The sequence below is a fragment of the Mycolicibacterium sp. MU0050 genome (genome assembly GCF_963378085.1).
In the GTDB taxonomy this organism is placed as follows: Bacteria; Actinomycetota; Actinomycetes; order Mycobacteriales; family Mycobacteriaceae; genus Mycobacterium; species Mycobacterium wendilense.
Window position 1 is genome coordinate 311369 of sequence record NZ_OY726395.1, and the last position, 18755, is coordinate 330123.

General features: G+C 71.4%; 17 protein-coding genes and 1 tRNA gene. 12 read left to right on the forward strand and 6 right to left on the reverse strand.

Annotated features, from left to right (window positions below; all coding sequences use genetic code 11):
* Window positions 1-615 precede the first annotated feature (615 nt).
* Genes ssd through R2K23_RS01580 form a run of 7 tightly spaced genes read left to right on the forward strand, consistent with a single transcriptional unit; the run spans window position 616 to window position 5112 of the window.
* On the forward strand, window positions 616-1680 hold the full coding sequence (ssd, locus tag R2K23_RS01550) for a septum site-determining protein Ssd (RefSeq protein WP_396893503.1): 1065 nt from the start codon (window positions 616-618) through the stop codon (window positions 1678-1680).
* On the forward strand, window positions 1677-2843 hold the full coding sequence (locus R2K23_RS01555) for a TadA family conjugal transfer-associated ATPase (RefSeq protein ID WP_316513814.1): 1167 nt from the start codon (window positions 1677-1679) through the stop codon (window positions 2841-2843). The genes ssd and R2K23_RS01555 overlap by 4 nt, the downstream gene beginning before the upstream one ends.
* On the forward strand, window positions 2840-3631 hold the full coding sequence (locus tag R2K23_RS01560; protein ID WP_316513815.1) for a type II secretion system F family protein: 792 nt from the start codon (window positions 2840-2842) through the stop codon (window positions 3629-3631). The genes R2K23_RS01555 and R2K23_RS01560 overlap by 4 nt, the downstream gene beginning before the upstream one ends.
* Entirely contained in the window at window positions 3628-4203 is a 576-nt protein-coding gene (locus R2K23_RS01565) for a type II secretion system F family protein (protein ID WP_316513816.1), read from the forward strand. The genes R2K23_RS01560 and R2K23_RS01565 overlap by 4 nt, the downstream gene beginning before the upstream one ends.
* A 57-nt stretch (window positions 4204-4260) precedes the next feature.
* Window positions 4261-4461 carry a DUF4244 domain-containing protein gene (locus tag R2K23_RS01570; RefSeq protein ID WP_396893505.1) on the forward strand — a complete coding sequence of 67 codons (201 nt, stop codon included), beginning with the start codon at window positions 4261-4263 and terminating at the stop codon, window positions 4459-4461.
* Window positions 4458-4790, forward strand: coding sequence for a TadE family type IV pilus minor pilin (locus R2K23_RS01575; protein ID WP_396893507.1), 333 nt, complete (start codon window positions 4458-4460; stop codon window positions 4788-4790). The genes R2K23_RS01570 and R2K23_RS01575 overlap by 4 nt, the downstream gene beginning before the upstream one ends.
* 16 nt (window positions 4791-4806) lie before the next feature.
* Window positions 4807-5112 carry an Rv3654c family TadE-like protein gene (locus tag R2K23_RS01580; protein ID WP_396892840.1) on the forward strand — a complete coding sequence of 102 codons (306 nt, stop codon included), beginning with the start codon at window positions 4807-4809 and terminating at the stop codon, window positions 5110-5112.
* Between the two features lie 48 nt (window positions 5113-5160).
* On the opposite strand, the gene R2K23_RS01585 is transcribed toward R2K23_RS01580, so the two are convergent.
* Both R2K23_RS01585 and R2K23_RS01590 read right to left on the reverse strand, forming a co-directional pair.
* Complete coding sequence (locus R2K23_RS01585; protein WP_316513819.1) at window positions 5161-5805, reverse strand: PAS domain-containing protein; 645 nt, start codon at window positions 5803-5805, stop codon at window positions 5161-5163.
* A gap of 253 nt (window positions 5806-6058) precedes the next feature.
* A complete protein-coding gene (locus R2K23_RS01590) occupies window positions 6059-8383 on the reverse strand; it encodes a DEAD/DEAH box helicase (RefSeq protein ID WP_396892842.1) in 2325 nt (774 codons plus the stop codon).
* A 217-nt stretch (window positions 8384-8600) separates the two neighbouring features.
* Between R2K23_RS01590 and R2K23_RS01595 the strand changes: the two genes are divergently transcribed.
* The 3 genes from R2K23_RS01595 to topA all read left to right on the forward strand — a co-directional run bounded on the left by R2K23_RS01595 (window position 8601) and on the right by topA (window position 12388).
* The gene (locus R2K23_RS01595) at window positions 8601-8804 is read left to right on the forward strand and encodes a cold-shock protein (protein ID WP_005138711.1); all 204 of its coding nucleotides are present in this window, start codon (window positions 8601-8603) and stop codon (window positions 8802-8804) included.
* 70 nt (window positions 8805-8874) lie between these two features.
* Window positions 8875-9465: a hypothetical protein gene (locus R2K23_RS01600; protein ID WP_316513822.1), complete on the forward strand. Its 591-nt coding sequence runs from the start codon at window positions 8875-8877 to the stop codon at window positions 9463-9465.
* 112 nt (window positions 9466-9577) lie between these two features.
* Complete coding sequence (topA, locus tag R2K23_RS01605) at window positions 9578-12388, forward strand: type I DNA topoisomerase (RefSeq protein ID WP_316513823.1); 2811 nt, start codon at window positions 9578-9580, stop codon at window positions 12386-12388.
* A 56-nt stretch (window positions 12389-12444) separates the two neighbouring features.
* Here topA and R2K23_RS01610 read toward each other — a convergent pair whose 3' ends face one another.
* Window positions 12445-14088 carry an adenylate/guanylate cyclase domain-containing protein gene (locus R2K23_RS01610; RefSeq protein ID WP_316513825.1) on the reverse strand — a complete coding sequence of 548 codons (1644 nt, stop codon included), beginning with the start codon at window positions 14086-14088 and terminating at the stop codon, window positions 12445-12447.
* A 106-nt stretch (window positions 14089-14194) separates the two neighbouring features.
* Here R2K23_RS01610 and R2K23_RS01615 point away from each other — a divergent pair, with 106 nt between their 5' ends.
* Together R2K23_RS01615 and R2K23_RS01620 are read left to right on the forward strand one after the other, a co-directional pair.
* Window positions 14195-15421 (forward strand): DNA polymerase III subunit delta', encoded by a 1227-nt coding sequence (locus tag R2K23_RS01615; RefSeq protein WP_316513826.1) that lies wholly within the window; start codon window positions 14195-14197, stop codon window positions 15419-15421.
* Window positions 15422-15449: 28 nt separating this feature from the next.
* Window positions 15450-15522, forward strand: a tRNA-Thr gene (locus R2K23_RS01620).
* A gap of 64 nt (window positions 15523-15586) precedes the next feature.
* Here R2K23_RS01620 and R2K23_RS01625 read toward each other — a convergent pair.
* The 3 genes from R2K23_RS01625 to galE are packed head-to-tail and all read right to left on the reverse strand — an operon-like array spanning window position 15587 to window position 18755.
* Window positions 15587-15976, reverse strand: coding sequence for a carboxymuconolactone decarboxylase family protein (locus R2K23_RS01625; RefSeq protein ID WP_316513827.1), 390 nt, complete (start codon window positions 15974-15976; stop codon window positions 15587-15589).
* A 21-nt stretch (window positions 15977-15997) separates the two neighbouring features.
* Window positions 15998-17770 carry a hypothetical protein gene (locus R2K23_RS01630; RefSeq protein ID WP_316513828.1) on the reverse strand — a complete coding sequence of 591 codons (1773 nt, stop codon included), beginning with the start codon at window positions 17768-17770 and terminating at the stop codon, window positions 15998-16000.
* A 4-nt stretch (window positions 17771-17774) separates the two neighbouring features.
* Window positions 17775-18755 carry a UDP-glucose 4-epimerase GalE gene (galE, locus tag R2K23_RS01635; protein WP_316513829.1) on the reverse strand — a complete coding sequence of 327 codons (981 nt, stop codon included), beginning with the start codon at window positions 18753-18755 and terminating at the stop codon, window positions 17775-17777.

Genomic DNA, 18755 nt, shown 5'->3' on the forward strand with positions numbered 1-18755 from the left:
TGTTCGGGTGCGGCGTCATCCGGAACGGGTGCGGTCACCCCGCCAGAATAGGTCCGCGCGTGACATCCACCCGACGGGTGTTCAAAATGGCAGTTCAGGACAGGTGTCGCAGACTGCAACTTGAGCTGGCGGAACGGCATAGCTCTTCCGTGTCAGACTTGCGCGGCTCACAGCGAGCGTGTGTATAGTGAGTATCACTCGGCTTATGCCGGGTGTGCATCAGCCCGACCCCCCGGGGCTGATACACGACGACCCTCGCCTCCTCCCCCCCTGGCGGGGGTCGTCTTCTTTCTCCAGTACGACGCTCCGGGTGCTTCGATCCCCGAAATTGACGTTGCTGGGCGCTCGACCTCAACCGCTTGCCCGCGCCGTGTCCGCGTCGCGCGCGGGGCGTGGCATCCCGGTGCGCCAGCACGTCCCAACGCCGTGCGGTGCGGCCATCGCGGTGACGCGCACAAGTTTCCGCTACGCAGGAAAATTCTTCGCTGCATAAGAAAATCTGGCGCCTCGATGCACAGTTGCGGGCTCGTCCACAGTTGCGCCCGTAGGTGCTGGCGGCGCGACTCGGGCCCGGCGCAGGGTGAACCCGTGACCGAACATCGTGCCGTGTTGGCGCTGCTCTCCGAACCGTCGCTGCGAGACGAGGTGGATCGAGTGGCCGCGGCCGCCGGGACCGAGGTGGTCCGGTTGTCGTCACCGTCGACGCTCGGTCGCACCGCCTGGAACTCCGCGACGGTGGTGGTGATCGACGAGGAGCAGGCCCGGCCGTGCGCGACGCTCGGCCTGCCGCGGCGCCCGGCGGTGTTCGTCGTGGCCACCGAGGCGCCGGCCGCGGACACCTTCCATGCGGCGATGACGCTGGGCGCCGAGGCGGTGCTGGTCCTGCCCGAGCAGGCCGGCGAGCTGGTGCGCCTGGTGGCCGACGCCGTCGAGGCGGTGCGGGACGACGCCCGGCGCGGCGAGGTCGTCGCGGTGACCGGCGGCCGCGGCGGTGCCGGTGCCTCGATCTTCGCCGCCGCGCTGGCGCTGGGCGCGGTCGACTCCGCGCTCATCGACCTGGATCCGCTCGGCGGCGGAATCGATCTGCTGCTCGGGGTCGAGGCGGCGACCGGGCTGCGCTGGCCGGACATCGTGGTCAAAGGTGGGCGCCTCAATTGGGTGGAGGTCCGGCAGGTGCTGCCCACCCACGGCGGCGTCGCGGTGTTGTCCGCGGGTCGCCAGGGTGGCGAAATCGGCTGTGGTGCCGTTGAAGCCGTCATCGAGTCGGCCCGGCACGGTGGCGTACTGGTGGTGTGCGACGTGCCGCGCCGACTGACCGATGCCGCGGTGGCCGCCTTGGAACTGGCCGACCTCGCGGCGCTGGTCTGCCCCAGCGACGTGCGCTCGTGCGCTGCGGCCGCGGCCCTCGGGCCCGCGCTGCTCGCGGTGAACCCGAATGTCGGACTGGTGGTCCGCGGCCCCGCCCCGGGCGGGCTGCGCGCCACCGACGTCGCCGCGACGGTGGGGCTGCCACTGCTGGCGGCGATGCGGCCGGAACCGATGATCGACCAGCGCCTCGAACGCGGTGGTCTACGCCTGCGTGCCCGCTCGCCGCTGGCGGGTGCGGCCACCGCGGTGCTGAACACCCTCGGCCGCCGGCCGGACCGCGGTGCCGGACGGCGGGCGGGGGCCGTGGCGTGAGCTCGTCGCTGGTCGACCGGGTCCGGGAACGGCTGGCGGCCGAGTCCGGGCCGCTGCGCCCCGGTCTGGTCGCCGAGGCCATCCGCGCCGAATCCGGCGGGGTCCTCGGCGACACCGAGGTGCTCACCAACCTTCGGGTGTTGCAGACCGAGCTGACCGGCGCGGGTCCGCTGGAACCGCTACTGCGCGCACCGGACACCACCGACGTGCTGGTGGTCGCGCCCGACTCGGTGTGGTGCGATCAGGGAAACGGATTGCAGCGCAGCGCCGTTCGATTTCCGGACGAGGACGCGGTCCGGCGGCTGGCGCAGCGCTTGGCGCTCGCGGCCGGGCGCCGACTCGACGACGCGCAGCCCTGGGTCGACGCCGTGCTGCCCGGCCCCGGCGGCGGCGCGGTCGCGGTGCGCCTGCACGCGGTCCTGCCGCCGGTGGCCGCCGCCGGCACCTGCATCTCGCTGCGGGTGCTGCGCCCGGCCGCCTTGACCCTGGCCGGACTGGCCGCCATCGGGGCGGTCCCACCGCAGGCCGAACAGCTGCTGCGCGACGTCGTCGCGGCGCGGCTGGCCTACCTGGTCTCGGGCGGCACCGGGGCAGGGAAGACCACCTTGTTGGCGGCTATGCTCGGCGCCGTCGACCCGGGTGAACGCATCGTGTGCGTCGAGGACGCCGCCGAACTGCGACCCGCGCACCCGCATGTGGTGCGGCTGGTGGCCCGAGGGGCCAACGTGGAGGGTACCGGCGAGATCACGCTGCGCCAGCTGGTTCGCCAGGCGCTGCGGATGCGCCCGGATCGCATCGTGGTGGGGGAGGTGCGCGGAGTCGAGGTGGTCGACCTGCTGGCGGCCTTGAACACCGGCCACGACGGGGGTGCGGGCACCGTCCACGCCAACAGCACCTCCGAAGTGCCGGCCCGGCTGGAGGCTCTGGCGGCCACGGGAGGGCTGGACCGGGCCGCGCTGCACAGCCAACTCGCCGCGGCGGTGCAGGTGCTGCTGCACGTCGACCGGGTCGGCGGGCGGCGCCGGCTCGCCGAAATCGCGCTGCTGCGCCGCGCGGGTGCCTCCGCGCTCTGTGAACCGGTCACCGTATGGCACGCCGACCGTGAATGGGGCGGCGGCCGAACACAATTCCGAGAACTCCTGGCCGGCAGGTGTGTCCCGTGACCGCAGTCGCCGCGGCGGCGCTGAGCCTGGCCGCAGCGCTGCTGATGGCGCCGAACACGCCGCGGCGCCGATTGTCCGCTGCCCCGGCCTCCCTCCGCGTGCCCCGGCTCGTCAAGGGCGCGGCGCTCACCGCGCCGACGCTGCTCGGGTGGGCGTTGGCCGGACCGTTCGTCGCGCTGGCGGCCACGGTGCTCGGCGCGACGTTGGTTGCTCGTCGTCGGCGGCGCGCCGCCCGGCAGCGCGGCCTGCGGGAGCGTGCGGCGATGGCCCAGGCGCTGGAGATGCTGACCGCCGAACTGCGGGTCGGAAACCACCCGATCCGGGGTTTCGCGGCGGTGGGCGGCGAGGTTTCCGGGCAGGTCGGGGAGGGGTTCCGGCGGGTCGCGGCGCGCGGGCGGCTGGGGGCCGACGTCGCGGCGGGCCTACGTTCTGCCGCAGCGTATTCCGGGCAGCCGGCGGACTGGGATCGCCTGGCGGTGTTCTGGCAGCTGGCCACCGACCATGGCCTCGCGGTGGCCGCGTTGATGCGCGCCGCGCAGCGCGACATCGTCGAGCGGCAACGCTTCCACGCCCGGGTCGACGCCGGCATGGCCGGCGCCCGGGCCACCACCGCGATCCTCGCGGCGCTTCCGGCCGTCGGGATTCTGCTCGGCCAGGCCATGGGTGCCCGGCCCCTGGCGTTTCTCGCCGGCGACGGGTTCGGCGGCGTGGTGCTGATGGTCGGCGTCGCGCTGGTCTGCGTCGGGCTGGTGTGGGCCGACCGCATCACCGGACGGGCCACCGCATGACGGCGGCGGTGCTGGCGTTGGCCCTGGCCCTGCTGGTGAATCCCATTGCGGCGATACGCCGCTCGCGGACTGCCGCTCCGGCGCCGCGGACGGAGACCGCCCGGCTGGCCGCGGACGACCCACTGGCCGTCGCCTCGAGCCTGGATGTGCTCGCGGTCTGTCTGAGCGCCGGGATGTCCGTATCGGCGGCGGCGCGGGCGACCGCGGCCGCCGCGCCGCCCGAGCTCGCGCTGCCGTTGCGGCGCGCCGCGGATCTGCTTGCGCTGGGGGCGGACCCGGCGACCGCCTGGTCGACGTCGCCCGCCGAGGTCACCGACGAGCACTGCGTTGCCTTCCTGCGCTTGGCGCGGCGGTCGGCGGCCTCGGGCTCGGCGCTGGCCCACGGCGTCGCCGAGTTGGCCGAGCAGTCCCGGCAGGCCGCGACCCACCGGGCCGAAGCGGCCGCCGAGCGCGCCTCGGTGGTGATCGCCGGCCCGCTGGGGCTGTGCTTCCTGCCGGCGTTCGTGTGCCTGGGCGTCGTGCCCGTGGTGGCCGGGCTGGCCGGCGAGGTCCTGGGTTCGGGATTGCTGTGAAAAGGCCTGTGGTGAAGGGACGTTGTGCGAAAAGACAGAGGAGAGGGAGCACACATGATGGACAAGCTGCTGCTGCGCGCGCGGGCCCGGTTGACGGTGCTGGTGTACGACGAGTCGGGGATGTCGACGGTCGAATACGCGATCGGCACCGTGGCCGCCGCGGCCTTCGGCGCGATCCTCTACAGCGTCGTGACCGGAGACTCCATCGTCGGGGCACTGACGAACATCATCAACCGCGCCCTGAACACCGGCGCCTGAGCGGCGATGCCGGCATCGGCACCGTCGAAACCGCGCTGGGGGTCGCGACGTTGGTGGCGGTGGTGGTGGTCTGCGCGGCCGGGCTCGGCGCCATCCTCACCGGCGTGCGGTGCACCGACGCCGCCCGCGAGGCGGCGCGGCTGGCCGCGCGCGGGGATCAGGTCGCCGCCGCCGAGGCGGTGCGGGCGGTCGCCCCGGCCGGGGCGCAGCTGCGGTTGCACCGCGAGGGCGGCTTCGTCGTCGCGACCGTCACCGCCGCCAGTGCGCTGCCCGGCGTGCCGATCAGCGCGCGGGCCGTGGCCGCAGTGGAGCCCACCGCGAGCGGGTGAGGCCGGCTCGGCGAGCGTGCTCGCCGCCGCGATGGTCGTCGCCGTGCTGACCGTGACGGTGGCGGTGGCGCAGATCGGGGCCGCGGTGCTGGCCCGGCACGGGGCGCAGGCGGCGGCCGATCTGGCCGCGCTGGCAGCGGCGGCCGCAGTGCCCGCCGGTAGCGCCGAAGCCTGTGAGCGGGCCCGGGACGTGGCCGCCGCGATGGGCGCGTCGGTCACCGCGTGCGCCGTGACCGGCTCGGACGTGACGGTGCAGGTCAGTGTCCGCGCCGGACTGGGCGTCGGCGAGGCGCGGGCGGCGGCGCGGGCCGGGCCGGTCTGAGGCCGGGCGGACCGGCTCAGCTGCGGCGAGTCCGTCCTCGCTGCGGGTTCAGCGGCGAGACTCGCCTTCGCTGCGCCAGTTCATCGCCCGCGCGATCACGTGCTCGCGTCCCCCACCGACCGGTTCCAGAACCACCCGGGTGACGAACCCCACGGAGATCGGCTCCCCCCGCCAGTCGTCGAGCTGCCAGGTGGCGCAGTAGGTGGTCCCCGGTTCGGCCTCGGCGGCGCGGGCCAGCACCTGGCTTTCGCGGTCGCTCATGTTGCGGGCTGCGAGGTCGTCGGTGAAGGCCCGGTTGGCGGCCAGCCCGGAATTCGGGTCCAGGCCGCTGTTGCGCATCGACTCCGGGGTGTCGGTGGCAATGCCGGTGGTCAGATTCCATACCAGCGGCCCCGGGAGAGGTCGCTGCGGTGGTTCGGCCGTCGCGGGCCCCACCCAGACGTGCACGCCGTGCACGGTGCCGTCGGTCATCCGCACCGGCTCGGTCCGGATCACCCGGTTGCCCTTGGGGGTGATGCTGGCCAGGCTGCTGGCGGTGTTGACCGTCTCGGCCACGGCGGTCTGGATCGCCGACAGGTGCGGGCTGCGGCGCAGGAAGGCGCTGATCGGGACGAGCTTGTGGGTCTGCGGTCCGTCGGCGACCACGACGGGTTCGCCCCCCAAAGTCTCGATCAGCAGCCAGTCACGGCTCATGGGGGCGATTGTAGTACCCGCGGTACCGGGTGTTTGCTGGCGAGTGGCGAAAGTCCTGCAAAGCAGGTACCTGCCCGGCGAAATGGTTTGCCGATGGCGTTCAATCCGGTTGCACGTCCCGGGGGCGCGGGGTATCTTGCGGCTGCCCCGGCCCTGCTGGGAAGGCGGACCCGTGACGTTGGAGCCGGACCGCTTCTTACGGCAGGGGATTGCCGCGCACGCTGGGGAGGTCGACCGTGTGAGGGGTCGGTCGTCACCCCAGCGCGGCGAGCACGCTGCGCAGCACCGTGACGGCGCCGGCCTTGTCCAGCGGGTCGTTTCCGTTACCGCATTTCGGCGACTGGACGCACGACGGACACCCGTGCGGACACTCGCAGGCCTGGATCGCCGCGGCCGTCGCGCCGAGCCACTGGGCCGCCCGACGGAAACCTCGCTCGGCGAACCCGGCCCCACCGGGATGCCCGTCGTAGACGAACACCGTGGGCAGGCCGTTCTCCGGTCCCACGGCCATCGACAACCCGCCGATGTCGCCCCGGTCGCAGCTGGCCACCAGCGGTAGCAACCCGATGGCCGCATGCTCGGCGGCGTGCAGGGCGCCCGGGATGCGCAGCGGGTCAATTCCGTTGGCCATCAACAACTCCGGCGTCACCGAGTACATGACCGCGGTGGTGGACAGCGTCTGGGTGGGCATGGTCAGTTCGACGAAGTCCAGGACCTCCCCGGCCAGGGTCCGGCGCAGGTAACCCACCACGGTGTGCGACACCGCCACCGGGACGAACCCGAGGGTGACCGCGCCGAAGTCCACCCGCTCGCCCGGCCCGGTCACCGTGAGGTCGGTCAGCTCGCGGGAAAACGTGGTGTAGCCCGGATCCTCGGCGTGCACGAAGGCCAGCCCGTCGTCGAGTTGCAGGGAGTCCACCACGTAGGTCTCACCCTGATGCAGATACACCGCGCCGGGATGCACGGTCGCCGGCGCCCGCCCGGCGCCCACCCCGCCGAGGAGCCGGCCGGTGTCGCTCTCGACGATCGAGACCTGCCCGCCGATCGAGCCCCGGATGTCCACCGCCTGGTGCGGGTCCACGCCCGGCGCCGGGAAGTACCGCCCGCCGCGCCGCCGCAGCAGGCCGTCGTCGACCAGCGTGGCCGCCACCGACTCCGCGCTCCATTCGCGCACCTCGGCGTCCTCGAGGGGCAGTTCGGTGGCGGCGCACAGCAGCTGCGGCCCCAGCACGTAGGGGTTGGTCGGATCGATCACCACCCGCTCGATCGGTTTGTCCAGCAGCGCCTCGGGGTGGTGCACCAGGTAGGTGTCCAGCGGGTCGTCGCGGGCGATGAGCACCACCAGCGCGCTCTGGCCGCGCCGCCCCGAGCGCCCGGCCTGCTGCCAGAACGAGGTGACGGTGCCCGGGAACCCGGCCAGCACCACCGCATCCAGGCCGGCGATGTCCACGCCGAGTTCCAACGCGTTGGTGGTGGCCAGCCCCAGCAGTCGGCCGTCGGCCACCGCCGCCTCGAGCTCCCGGCGGTCCTCGGCCAGATACCCGGCGCGGTAGGACGCCACCTTGTCGGCGAGCTGCGGGGCGATGTCCTCGAGCCGCGCGCGGGCGCCCAGCGCGGTCAGTTCGGCGCCGCGGCGCGAACGCACGAACGTCAGCGTGCGCGCCCCCTCGGCCATCAGATCGGCCATCACCCGCGCGGCCTCGGTGCCGGCCGCGCGTCGGACCGGGGCGCCGTGCTCGCCGGTGACGTCGGTGCGCATCGCCGGCTCCCACAGGGCCACGGTGCGGGCGCCCTGCGGCGAACCGTCCTCGGGGACCTCGACGACGGTCTGCCCGATCAACTCGGCGGCGGTCTCGCCCGGGGCGGCGGTCGTGGCGCTGGCGAAAATCACCGTCGGACCGGAGCTGTCCGCGGCGCCGTAACGGCGGGCCAGCCGCAGCAGCCGCCGCAGCACCATCGCGACGTTGGACCCGAACACGCCGCGGTAGTAGTGGCATTCGTCGACCACGATGTAGCGCAGGTGGCGCAGGAACACCGCCCAGCGGGCATGGTTGCGCAGCAGCGACAGGTGGATCATGTCGGGGTTGGAGAACAGCCAACGGGAGCGCTCCCGCGCGAAGCGGCGCACCTCGGTGGCGCTGTCGCCGTCGTAGGCGGTGGGCGCGACGTCGGCCAGCCGCGGCACCGCCGTCGTCAGGGCGTGGGCGGCGCGCAGCTGATCGTGGCCGAGGGCCTTGGTGGGCGACAGGTACAGCACCCGTGCCCGCGGATCGGCGGCCAGCGCGGCCAGCGCCGGCAGCTGGTAGGCCAGCGACTTGCCCGAGGCCGTCCCGGTGCTGATCACGACGTGGCGTCCGTCGTGCGCGTACTGCGCGGCGCGGGCCTGGTGTGTCCAGGGCGCGGCGATGCCGCGGTCGGTGAACGCCCGCACGACGTCGGGATCGGCCCAGTCCGGCCAGCGAGCCGGCCGGCCGCCGCGGGCGGGCAACTCGGCAACATGACGAATCGGATGCTCGGCGTCGGCGTCGGCGCCCGCGAGGGCCGCAGACAGCAGCTCACTGCCGAAATTCGTCTCCACAGGGGCAATTGTTCACCAGAACGTAGCAACCAGACTGTCGCTAACCCGCCGATCATGATTGGATGTGGGTGGTCGCAGCTTCTGTGTGGTGTCAAAGCTTTCGCAGGATCGACGTTGCGATCGCGGTTCCTGCGAAGGATGTGCGGTCACAACGGGCCCGGTGCACTGCAACGGTGGTGCACCGCACCCGGTAGGAAAAGTAAGGAAAGATCGAAAGATGCCACAGGGAACTGTGAAGTGGTTCAACGCGGAAAAGGGCTTCGGCTTTATTGCGCCTGAGGATGGTTCCGCGGATGTGTTCGTCCACTACACGGAGATTCAGGGTTCGGGTTTCCGCACCCTCGAGGAAAACCAGCGGGTGGAGTTCGAGGTCGGCCAGAGCCCCAAGGGGCCTCAGGCCACCGGCGTTCGCGCCGTCTGAGAATTCTCTGACATAGACGTCCCGGGCGGTCTTACCGCCCGGGACGTTTTGTCTGCCTTACTGTCGTGACGTGAGTCAGCTCTCCTTCTTCTCTGCGGAATCGGTGCCGCCGACGGTCACCGATCTCACCGGGCTGCTCGCAACCGCTGGTCAGATCGTTCTGGTCGGCTCGCCGGAGGTCACCGGCGGGCGGCTCTCGGTGGTGGTCGACCGGCCGTGGCGGGCCGCGGCGCTCGCCGAGATGGTCGCCGAGGCGGGCCTGGAACCGGAGATCGGACGCACCGACGAGGACACCCCGCTGGTCCGCACCGCGGTCGACCTGCGGTTGGTGCCCATCGCCCGGGCCTGGACCCGCGGCGCGGTCAAGACGGTGCCCCCGCAGTGGGTGCCGGGTCCGCGCGCGTTGCGGGCCTGGACGCTGGCGGCCGGGTACGCCGACGGCGACCGCTACCTGCTGGGGCTGGACCTGCACGCCCCCGACACCCATTCCCCGCTTGCCTCGGCCCTGATGCGGGTCGGGATCGCGCCGACGCTGATCGGCACCCGCGGCAGCCGTCCCGCGCTGCGGATCAACGGCCGCAGACGGCTATCGAGGCTGGTAGAGAACGTGGGCGAGCCTCCGGATCACCCCGAGGCGATCGCGCAGTGGCCGCGGGTATGACGCGCCTGCCGGAGCGAGTCAGTTTGCTTCGGTGCGTCCACAATGCAAAATTGGCAGTTGCTCGCGGGCAACGCGTCCCGTGCAGCGATGAAGAAGTGGAGCGTAACCCCAGTTGGCTGACGGCAATGGAAGCGTCCGGCGACTCGTCATAGTCGAGTCGCCCACCAAGGCGCGCAAAATCGCGAGCTATCTCGGCTCGAACTACATTGTCGAGTCCTCGCGGGGGCACATCCGTGACCTGCCCCGCGCCGCCGCCGACGTGCCCGCCAAGTACAAGTCCGAGCCGTGGGCCCGCCTCGGGGTCAACGTGGACGCCGACTTCGAACCGCTCTACATCGTCAGCCCCGACAAGAAGTCCACCGTCAGCGAGCTCAAGAGCCTGCTCAAGGACGTCGACGAGCTCTATCTGGCGACGGACGGTGACCGCGAGGGTGAGGCCATCGCCTGGCACCTGCTCGAGACGCTCAAGCCCCGCATCCCGGTCAAGCGGATGGTGTTCCACGAGATCACCGAGCCGGCCATCCGGGCGGCCGCCGAGAACCCCCGGGAACTGGACATCGACCTCGTCGACGCCCAGGAGACCCGCCGCATTCTGGACCGGCTCTACGGCTACGAGGTCTCGCCCGTGCTGTGGAAGAAGGTCGCGCCGAAGCTGAGCGCCGGCCGGGTCCAGTCGGTCGCGACGCGGATCATCGTGCAGCGCGAACGCGAGCGGATGGCGTTCCGCAGCGCCGAGTACTGGGACATCGTCGCCGAGCTCGACGCCAGTGTTTCCGACCCCAATGCGCACCCGCCGGTGTTCAACGCCCGCCTGGTCAACGTCGACGGCCTGCGGGTGGCCACCGGCCGGGACTTCGACTCGGTGGGTGCGGTCAAGAAGCCCGCCGAGGTGGTGGTGCTCGACCAGGCCAGTACCGGTGCCCTGGTCGAGGGGCTCAGCGGCGCGCAGCTGTCGGTGTCCTCGGTGGAGCAGAAGCCGTACACCCGCCGGCCGTATCCGCCGTTCATGACCTCGACGCTGCAGCAGGAGGCGGGCCGCAAGCTGCGCTTCTCCTCCGAGCGCACCATGAGCATCGCGCAGCGGCTCTACGAAAACGGCTACATCACCTACATGCGTACCGACTCGACGACGTTGTCGGAGTCGGCCATCAACGCCGCGCGTAACCAGGCCCGGCAGCTCTACGGCGAGGACTACGTCCACCCGACGGCCCGGCAGTACACCCGCAAGGTCAAGAACGCGCAGGAGGCGCATGAGGCGATCCGCCCCGCCGGCGACACCTTCGCCACCCCCGACGCGGTGCGGCGCGAACTCGAATCCGACGAGTTCAGGCTCTACGAGCTGATCTGGCAGCGCACCGTGGCCTCGCAGATGGCCGACGCGCGCGGTACCACCCTGAGCCTGCGGATCACCGGTGAGGCCGCGGGTGCCGAGGGCCCGCGCACGGTGACCTTCGCCGCCAGCGGCCGCACCATCACGTTCGCGGGCTTCTTGAAGGCCTACGTGGAGACGGTCGACGAGCTCGCCGGCGGCGAGGCCGACGACGCCGAACGCCGGTTGCCGAACCTCACCCAGGGCCAGCAGGTCCGGGCCCGGCAGCTGACCCCGGACGGGCACGCCACCAATCCGCCCGCGCGCTACACCGAGGCCTCGCTGATCAAGGCGCTCGAAGAGTTGGGCATCGGTCGCCCGTCGACGTACTCGTCGATCATCAAGACCATCCAGGACCGCGGCTACGTCCACAAGAAGGGCAGCGCGCTGGTGCCGTCCTGGGTGGCGTTCGCGGTGATCGGTTTGTTGGAACAGCATTTCGCCCGCCTGGTGGACTACGACTTCACCGCCGCCATGGAGGACGAACTCGACGGGATCGCCGCCGGGTTGGAACAGCGCAGCAACTGGTTGTCCAACTTCTACTTCGGCGGCGAGCACGGCGTGGAGGGGTCGATCGCCCGTTCCGGCGGCCTCAAGCAGCTCGTCGGCGGCAACCTCGAGGGCATCGACGCCCGAGAAGTCAACTCCATCAAGCTGTTCGACGATGCCGAAGGCCGCGCGGTCAACGTCCGGGTCGGTCGCAACGGGCCCTATCTGGAGCGGATGATCGCCGATCCGGACAATCCGGGTGAGCTCAAGCCGCAGCGAGCCAACCTCAAGGACGAGCTGACCCCGGACGAGTTGACCCTCGAGCTGGCCGAAAAAGCCTTCGCCACCCCGCAAGAGGGGCGCTCATTGGGTGTCGACCCGGCGACCGGTCATGAAATCGTCGCCAAGGACGGACGTTTCGGCCCCTACGTCACCGAGGTGCTGCCGGAGCCGGAGAATCCGGACGACGGCAGCGCCGGTACGCCGGCCAAGAAGGGCAAGAAGCCCACCGGGCCCAAGCCGCGCACCGGTTCCCTGCTGCGCACCATGGATCTGGAGACGGTGACGCTCGAGGACGCGCTGAAGCTGCTGTCGCTGCCCCGCGTGGTGGGGGTGGACCCCAACACCGGCGAGGAGATCACCGCGCAGAACGGCCGCTATGGCCCATATCTGAAGCGCGGCACCGACTCTCGGTCACTGGCCACCGAAGAGCAGATGTTCACCATCGACCTCGACGAGGCGCTGAAGATCTACGCCGAGCCGAAACGGCGCGGCCGGCAGGCGGCCGCGGCCCCACCGCTGCGGGAACTGGGCGTCGACCCGGTGTCGGAGAAGCCGATGGTGATCAAGGACGGCCGGTTCGGGCCCTATGTCACCGACGGTGAGACCAACGCGAGCCTGCGCAAGGGTGACGACGTGCTGTCGATCACCGACGAGCGGGCCTCGGAGCTACTGGCCGACCGGCGCGCTCGCGGCCCGGTGAAGAAGAAGGCGGCCGCGAAGAAGACGGCCAAGAAGACGGCCGCCAAGAAGTCCCCGGCGAAAAAGGCCGCCAAGAAGGCCTGAGCGCCCCGCCTGAACCGAGGTTCGCCCCCCCGGGCCGGCCCGCGCTCGAGGTCAGCTCAGCCGGGCTCGGACGCGGAGACGTCCGAGACGTCGGCGCCGCCCGGGACATCTGGGGAGTTGGCGATGTTCGGGATCTGCGGGAGCGCGGCGAGCCGGATCGGTCGGGCCAGCTGGGTGGGCGCGATGCGGCCGCGCAGTTCCACGACCTCGCCGACATCCCAGCTCAGCGCTTCGGCGTCCAGGGCGCCGCTGACCGCCTGTGACGACGCCAGCACGCGACCTTCCTCGAGCTTGGCGAGCTCGGTCAGCCGCGCGGCCTCGTTGACCGGGTCGCCGATCACGGTGTATTCGAAGCGGGCTCGCGCGCCGATGTGGCCGGCGATGGCGCGGCCGGCCGAGACCCCGATGCCGAACTCGGAGCTGCCCAGCACCGGCAGCAGCTCGTCGTGCAGGTCGCGGGCGGCGGCCAGCGCGGCGCCGTAGGAGTCCGGGTGCTCGATGGGTGCGCCGAAGATGCACAGCGCCGCGTCACCTTGGAACTTGTTGACGAAACCGCCATGGCGGGCAACGGTTTCCACCACCACCCGGAAGAACTCGTTGAGCAGGTTGACCACCTCTGCGGGCGGGCGCGTGGAGGCCAGCTGAGTCGAGCCGACCAGGTCGACGAACAGCACCGCGACGTCGCGTTCCTGCCCGCCCAACTCGGTGCCCCGTTCCAGGGCCCGCCGGGCGACGTCCTCGCCGACGTAACGGCCGAACAGGTCACGCAGCCGCTGCCGTTCGGACAGGTCGCGCACCATGTCGTTGAATCCGGCCTGCAGCAGGCCGAGTTCGCTGGCGTCGTAGATCTGCATGTGCGCGTTGTAGTTGCCGCGCTGGACCTCGCCGAGCGCCCAGCGCAGCTGGCGCAGCGGGTCCGCGATCGACATGGCCGCCAGCACCGTGCCGGCCAGCCCGATCACCAGCGCCGCCAGCGCCATCAGCAGGATCGGCGTGAACAGCTGGTCGGCGGAGGTCTGCAGGATCGCGAACTTGCTCGCGACGATGGACAGCACGATGGCCAGCAGGGGCACGCCGGTGCCCAGCGTCCAAGTCAGCACCAGGCGCAGGATCACCCCGGGGGCCCGGAAGTTCTCCGGGGTACCGCTGCGCAGCGCGGCCACGGCCACGGGCCGCAGGGTGCGTTCGGACTGCAGGTAGCCGATGATCGCGGTGGCCGTGGCCCCCAACCCGGTGGCCACGGCGAGCACCGGCGCGGAATGGCCGGCCACCGGCCAACTGGCCGCGATGAACACGATGCCGCCCAGGCACCAGTTGGTCAGGCTGATCGCGGTGCGGTAGATCGGCATCCGCAGGGCCCGGGCGCGCGCGAGGTCGGTGGCGGCCGGGTCGGAATCGGCCAGCAGGCCCTCGCGGCGCTGCCAGCGCAGCACCGGCGTCAGCAATCGGAGGCTGACGTAGGCGCCGATCGCGAACGAGATCAGCAGATAGCCCACGAAGATGGCCAGGTTCAGCTGAGGCAGGTCCTGGAGTTGCACCCGGTCCTGCGGGGGCAGGCCGAAGCGCAGGAAGCTCAGGACGAACAGGGCACCGATGATGTCGGCCTGCACCATCCCGAGGGTGAAGACCGGCCATGGAGTGCGCACGACCCAGCGGACGAACGCACTGGCTCGTCCCCGCGGCAGCGCCCCATCGGTCACCCGTTCACCGTATCGGGCGCGGGCGACCAATCCGAACCGTTGTGGCGCACCCGATCGCCGGTGCCACATGCCGCGATGTCGCCGCTGAGCACTAGTCTTGCCGGTGATGTCAGGGGTTTTCGCGCGCTTGGTGGGCCAACACACGGTGGAGGCCGAACTCGTGGCTGCCGCGCAGACCGCTCGGGGTGACGCGATTCACAGCCCGACGGGCGCCGGAAGCATGACACACGCGTGGCTGTTCACCGGTCCGCCGGGCTCGGGCCGGTCGGTCGCGGCGCTGTGTTTCGCGGCGGCGTTGCAGTGCACCTCCGACGGCGTGCCGGGCTGCGGTCAGTGTCGGGACTGCACGACGGCCATGGCCGGCACCCACGCCGACGTCCGGCGCGTCATCCCGGAGGGCCTGTCCATCGGCGTCGGCGAGATGCGGGCGATCGTCCAGATCGCGTCGCGGCGGCCGAGCACCGCCCGCTGGCAGATCGTGGTGATCGAGGATGCCGACCGGCTCACCGAGGGGGCGGCCAACGCTCTGCTCAAGGTGGTCGAGGAGCCGCCGCCGTCCACGGTGTTCCTGCTGTGTGCCCCGTCGGTGGACCCGGAGGACATCGCGATCACGCTGCGGTCGCGGTGCCGGCACATCGCGTTGGTGACCCCGAGCGCCGACGCCATCGCGCAGGTCCTGATGGATCGCGACGGGCTGGACGCCGAGGATGCCCGCTGGGCGGCCTCGGTCAGCGGCGGGCACGTCGGGCGGGCGCGCCGGTTGGCGACCGACCCGGAGGCGCGTGACCGACGCAAACGGGCGCTGGGCCTGGCGCGCGACGCCGCCACCCCGTCGCGGGCGTTCGCCGCGGCCGAGGAGCTGGTGGCCGCCGCCGAGGCGGAGGCCAAGGCGCTCACCGAGGAACGCAACGACTCCGAGACCGAGGAGCTGCGCACCGCGCTGGGTGCGGGCGGCACGGGTAAGGGCACCGCCGGCACCATGCGCGGGGCCGCCGGGGCCATCAAGGATCTCGAGAAGCGGCAGAAGTCGCGGCAGACCCGGGCGTCCCGGGACGCGCTGGACCGTGCGCTGATCGACCTGGCGAGCTACTTCCGTGACGCGTTGCTGGTGGCGTTGCAGGCCTCGCAGAGCGGTGGCGGCGTCACCCCCAACCATCCGGACATGGCCGACCGGGTGGCCGCGATGGCCGAGCACGCGTCCCCGGACCGGCTGCTGCGCTGCATCGAGGCGGTGCTGCAATGCCGGGAGGCGCTGGCGGTCAACGTCAAGCCGAGGTTCGCCGTCGATGCGATGGTGGCCTCGGTGGGACAGGCCCTGCGCAGCGACCTGTAGACTCTCCTGCGCCCGGTGCGCCGGGTGCGCCACCTTAGCTCAGTCGGCAGAGCGATTCACTCGTAATGAATAGGTCGGGGGTTCGATTCCCCCAGGTGGCTCCGAAAAAACGCGGGCGGCTGCGGTCATTTCCCGGGCTGGACCCGGACCGTTCGCCCGCCGGGCTCAGGCCTGAATGTTCTTGCCCAGAGCCTTGAGTGCCGCGTCCTTGGCGGTGTTGGCGGCGGGGAACCCGGCGTAACCCGACGCGTGATAGATGACCTCGGCCAGCTCGTCCTCGGTCAGGCCGTTCTGCCGGGCGATCCGGAAGTGCGACTCCATCTCCATTTCCGCGCCGAGCGCGATCAGGATGCCGAGGGTGACCAGGCTGCGGTCGCGCCTGGACAACCCCTCCCGGCTCCACAGCCGGCCGAAGATGCCCTCGATGCCGATCTCCATCAACTCGGAGGCGAACCCGGTGCCGAAGCTCACGTCCTTGTTCGGCAGGTTGTCGGGCAGCAGGCCCGGCAGCATCTCGCGGAACACGTTGAGGCCGTCGTCGCGCAAGTTAGTCATGCGAATGAATATGACACAGCCTCAGCGGGCCGGTGCGAGGTGGCCCAACGGGCCCGAGGCCAGACACACCGACAGCGCGGCGGTCTGGGCCTGCGCGGTGATGGCGGTGCCGGCGCCGGACAGTCGGACGAAGACCCGGTTGAGCCCCGGCCGCACCGGAACCCGGGCCTCGGTGCCCTCGTCCAGGGACAAGGTCATCGCCCCGTCGGCGTTGGCCAGGTAGTTGATCTCGACGGTCCACTCCGCCGGTAGCAGGGGGCCGTCCAGCGGCATTCGCACCGGCGAATCGGGCTGGGTGAGGTACCCGCAGTTCGGGGTCGGCCCCGCCACGATGGTCCGCACCCAGGTCACGTTCGCCTCGACGAGGTGTCCGCCGCTGTCCAGCATGCGCAATTCGGTTGTCGAGGATGCGAATTCGGGCCGGTCGGAGAGCAGCGCGAACATGTGGCTGGCCAGGTTCTCCGGCCACATCACCCGTTGCAGGATCATCGGGTCGACCTCCTGATCCAACAGCGGGGCCTCCGACTCGGCCTGCGCGGCAGCCAGACTCGCGGTGGCGGTCTGCAGGTAGGACTTGGTCGGGTTGTCGCGCCAGCTGACCAGGAAGGTCGCCGTCGAGTAGAGGCTGCTCGCCACGAATGCCGCCGCGACCGCAACCGTGACCGCGGTCCGGGCGCGCGAGGCATCCAGCCAGGCCGATCCCGGCCGGTTCGGCGCGCACAGTCCGACGGCGGCCAGCAGGGCCAGCACCACCACCAGATCGGGCAGATAGCGCAGCGTCTGGGCCAGTTCGAGGGCGGTGAACCGCGAGGAGCGCATCAGGTAGATCGGGATCTGGCAGGCCACCGCGTACCCGAGGGCCACCACCCACACCAGGCCGAGGCGCTGCTTGCGCACCAGCGTCACCGCCACCACGGCCGCCAGCACCACCCAGCCGAGCACCATCACCGTGGCCGGCGGGACGCCCCAGGGCGACGCCGGCGCCCAACGCTGCCACTCCCAGGGTCCGCCGACCAGCCCGGGCACAATGCCGTGGGTGAACGAACGGCGCAACAGATCCCAGGTCATGCCCAGGTCCGAACTCCACCGCTGCTGATCGACCACCACCAGGTACAGCCCGATCCACGCCGCGGTCAACGCCAGCGCCGCCGACCACAACCGGACCCCGCCGCGCCACACCGTTCGGATCGGCCGATCCTCGCCCCGGACGTGGGCCAGCAGCGCGGCGACGGCGAACGCGACGAACGGGATCACCGCGGCCTTCTCGAAGAACAGCAGACCGCCGAAGAACACCAACATCCCGGTGACCGCGTACCGCTGATTTCCGGTGCGCAGCAGCAGGATTGCATCCGCGCACACCCAGGCCAGTGCGGCCAGCATGGGCAGTGAGTTCAACCCGGCCGCCCACCAGGCGTAGCCGGGCACAGCCAGCGGGGTGAACAGCGCGAAGGTCAGCGGGATCAGCAGTACCGGGCGCCAACCGAGGATCACCCGCAACGCCCGCAGCAACGCCAGCGACGCCAGCAGTTGCAGCACCACCAGCGACAGCGCCGGCCAGAACCAGTTCAGCGGCGCCAGCCGGGTGATCAGCCCGCCCAGCAGGAAACCGCCGGGCATCACGTGCCCGTCGTGGTCGTCGAACAGGTACCCCGCCGACAGCAGCTGCTGGGTGCCGGCGCGCCCCACCAGGATCAGGTCATCCCAGTAGAAGTAGCCGCCGAAGGCCAGCACCGCGCGGACCGCCAGCGCCACCCCGATCAGGGCGGCCGCGATCACGGGGACGCGGAGCGTCACAGCGCTAGCGCGGATATGCGTCTCCGGCGTGCCGGCGGGCCCGCCATGCGGAGGCCACCATGTCGGTCACCGAATGCCGCATCCGCCAGTCCAGATCGCGGGCCGCCAGGTCGCCGGCGGCGACGATGCGGGCCGGATCCCCGGGGCGGCGCTCGGCGACTTCGGGCTCGAAGTCGATGCCGGTGACCTCGCGGATGGCCGTCATGATCTCGCGCACCGAGGTCCCGGCCCCGCTGCCCAGGTTGTACACCGGCTCGACCGGCAGCCCCTCGTCGAGCCGGCGCGCGGCGGCGACGTGGGCCAGCGCCAGGTCGGTGACGTGGACGTAGTCCCGCACGCAGGTGCCGTCGGGCGTCGGGTAGTCCGCGCCGTTGATCCGCGGGGTCTGGTCGCGGTGCAGCATGTCGAACACCCGGGGAAACAGGTTGAACGGGCTGACGTCGAACAACTCGTCGCGCCCGGAGCCGACGACGTTGAAGTAGCGCAGGCTGGTGTGCCGGAAGGATCCGACGGCGACGCCCGTGTCGCGCAGCAGCCATTCGCCGATGAGCTTGCTCTCGCCGTACGGGGACTCGGGCGCGGTCGGGGTGGTCTCGTTGACAAGGTCGGTGTCCGGGGTGCCGTAGGTGGCGGCGCTGGAGGAGAAGACGAACTTGTCGATGCCGGCGGCGGTGACCGCGTCCAGCAGGGTGACCATCGCCGAGACGTTCTGCCGGTAGGTGTGCAGCGGTCGTTGCACCGATTCCCCGGCGTACTTGTAGCCGGCGATGTGGATGACGCCGGCCACCTTGTGGAACTCCAGGGTCAAGCGCAGGGTTGCTTCGTCGAGCAGGTTGGCCCGCACCAGGGGGACGTCCTCGGGGACGAATTGGGCCAGCCCGGTGGACAGGTCGTCGATCACGACGACGGGCATGTCGGCTTCGCGCAGTGCGCGCACCACATGGGAGCCGATGTAGCCGGCCCCGCCGGTCACTAGCCAGGTCAC

Coding starts and splice junctions, on each gene's coding strand:
- R2K23_RS01565 (WP_316513816.1), top strand. CDS start 3,628: ATGACGGCGGCGGTGCTGGCGTTGGCCCTGGCCCTGCTGGTGAATCCC.
- R2K23_RS01570 (WP_396893505.1), top strand. CDS start 4,261: ATGGACAAGCTGCTGCTGCGCGCGCGGGCCCGGTTGACGGTGCTGGTG.
- R2K23_RS01585 (WP_316513819.1), bottom strand. CDS start 5,805: ATGAGCCGTGACTGGCTGCTGATCGAGACTTTGGGGGGCGAACCCGTC.
- R2K23_RS01595 (WP_005138711.1), top strand. CDS start 8,601: ATGCCACAGGGAACTGTGAAGTGGTTCAACGCGGAAAAGGGCTTCGGC.
- R2K23_RS01615 (WP_316513826.1), top strand. CDS start 14,195: ATGTCAGGGGTTTTCGCGCGCTTGGTGGGCCAACACACGGTGGAGGCC.
- R2K23_RS01625 (WP_316513827.1), bottom strand. CDS start 15,976: ATGACTAACTTGCGCGACGACGGCCTCAACGTGTTCCGCGAGATGCTG.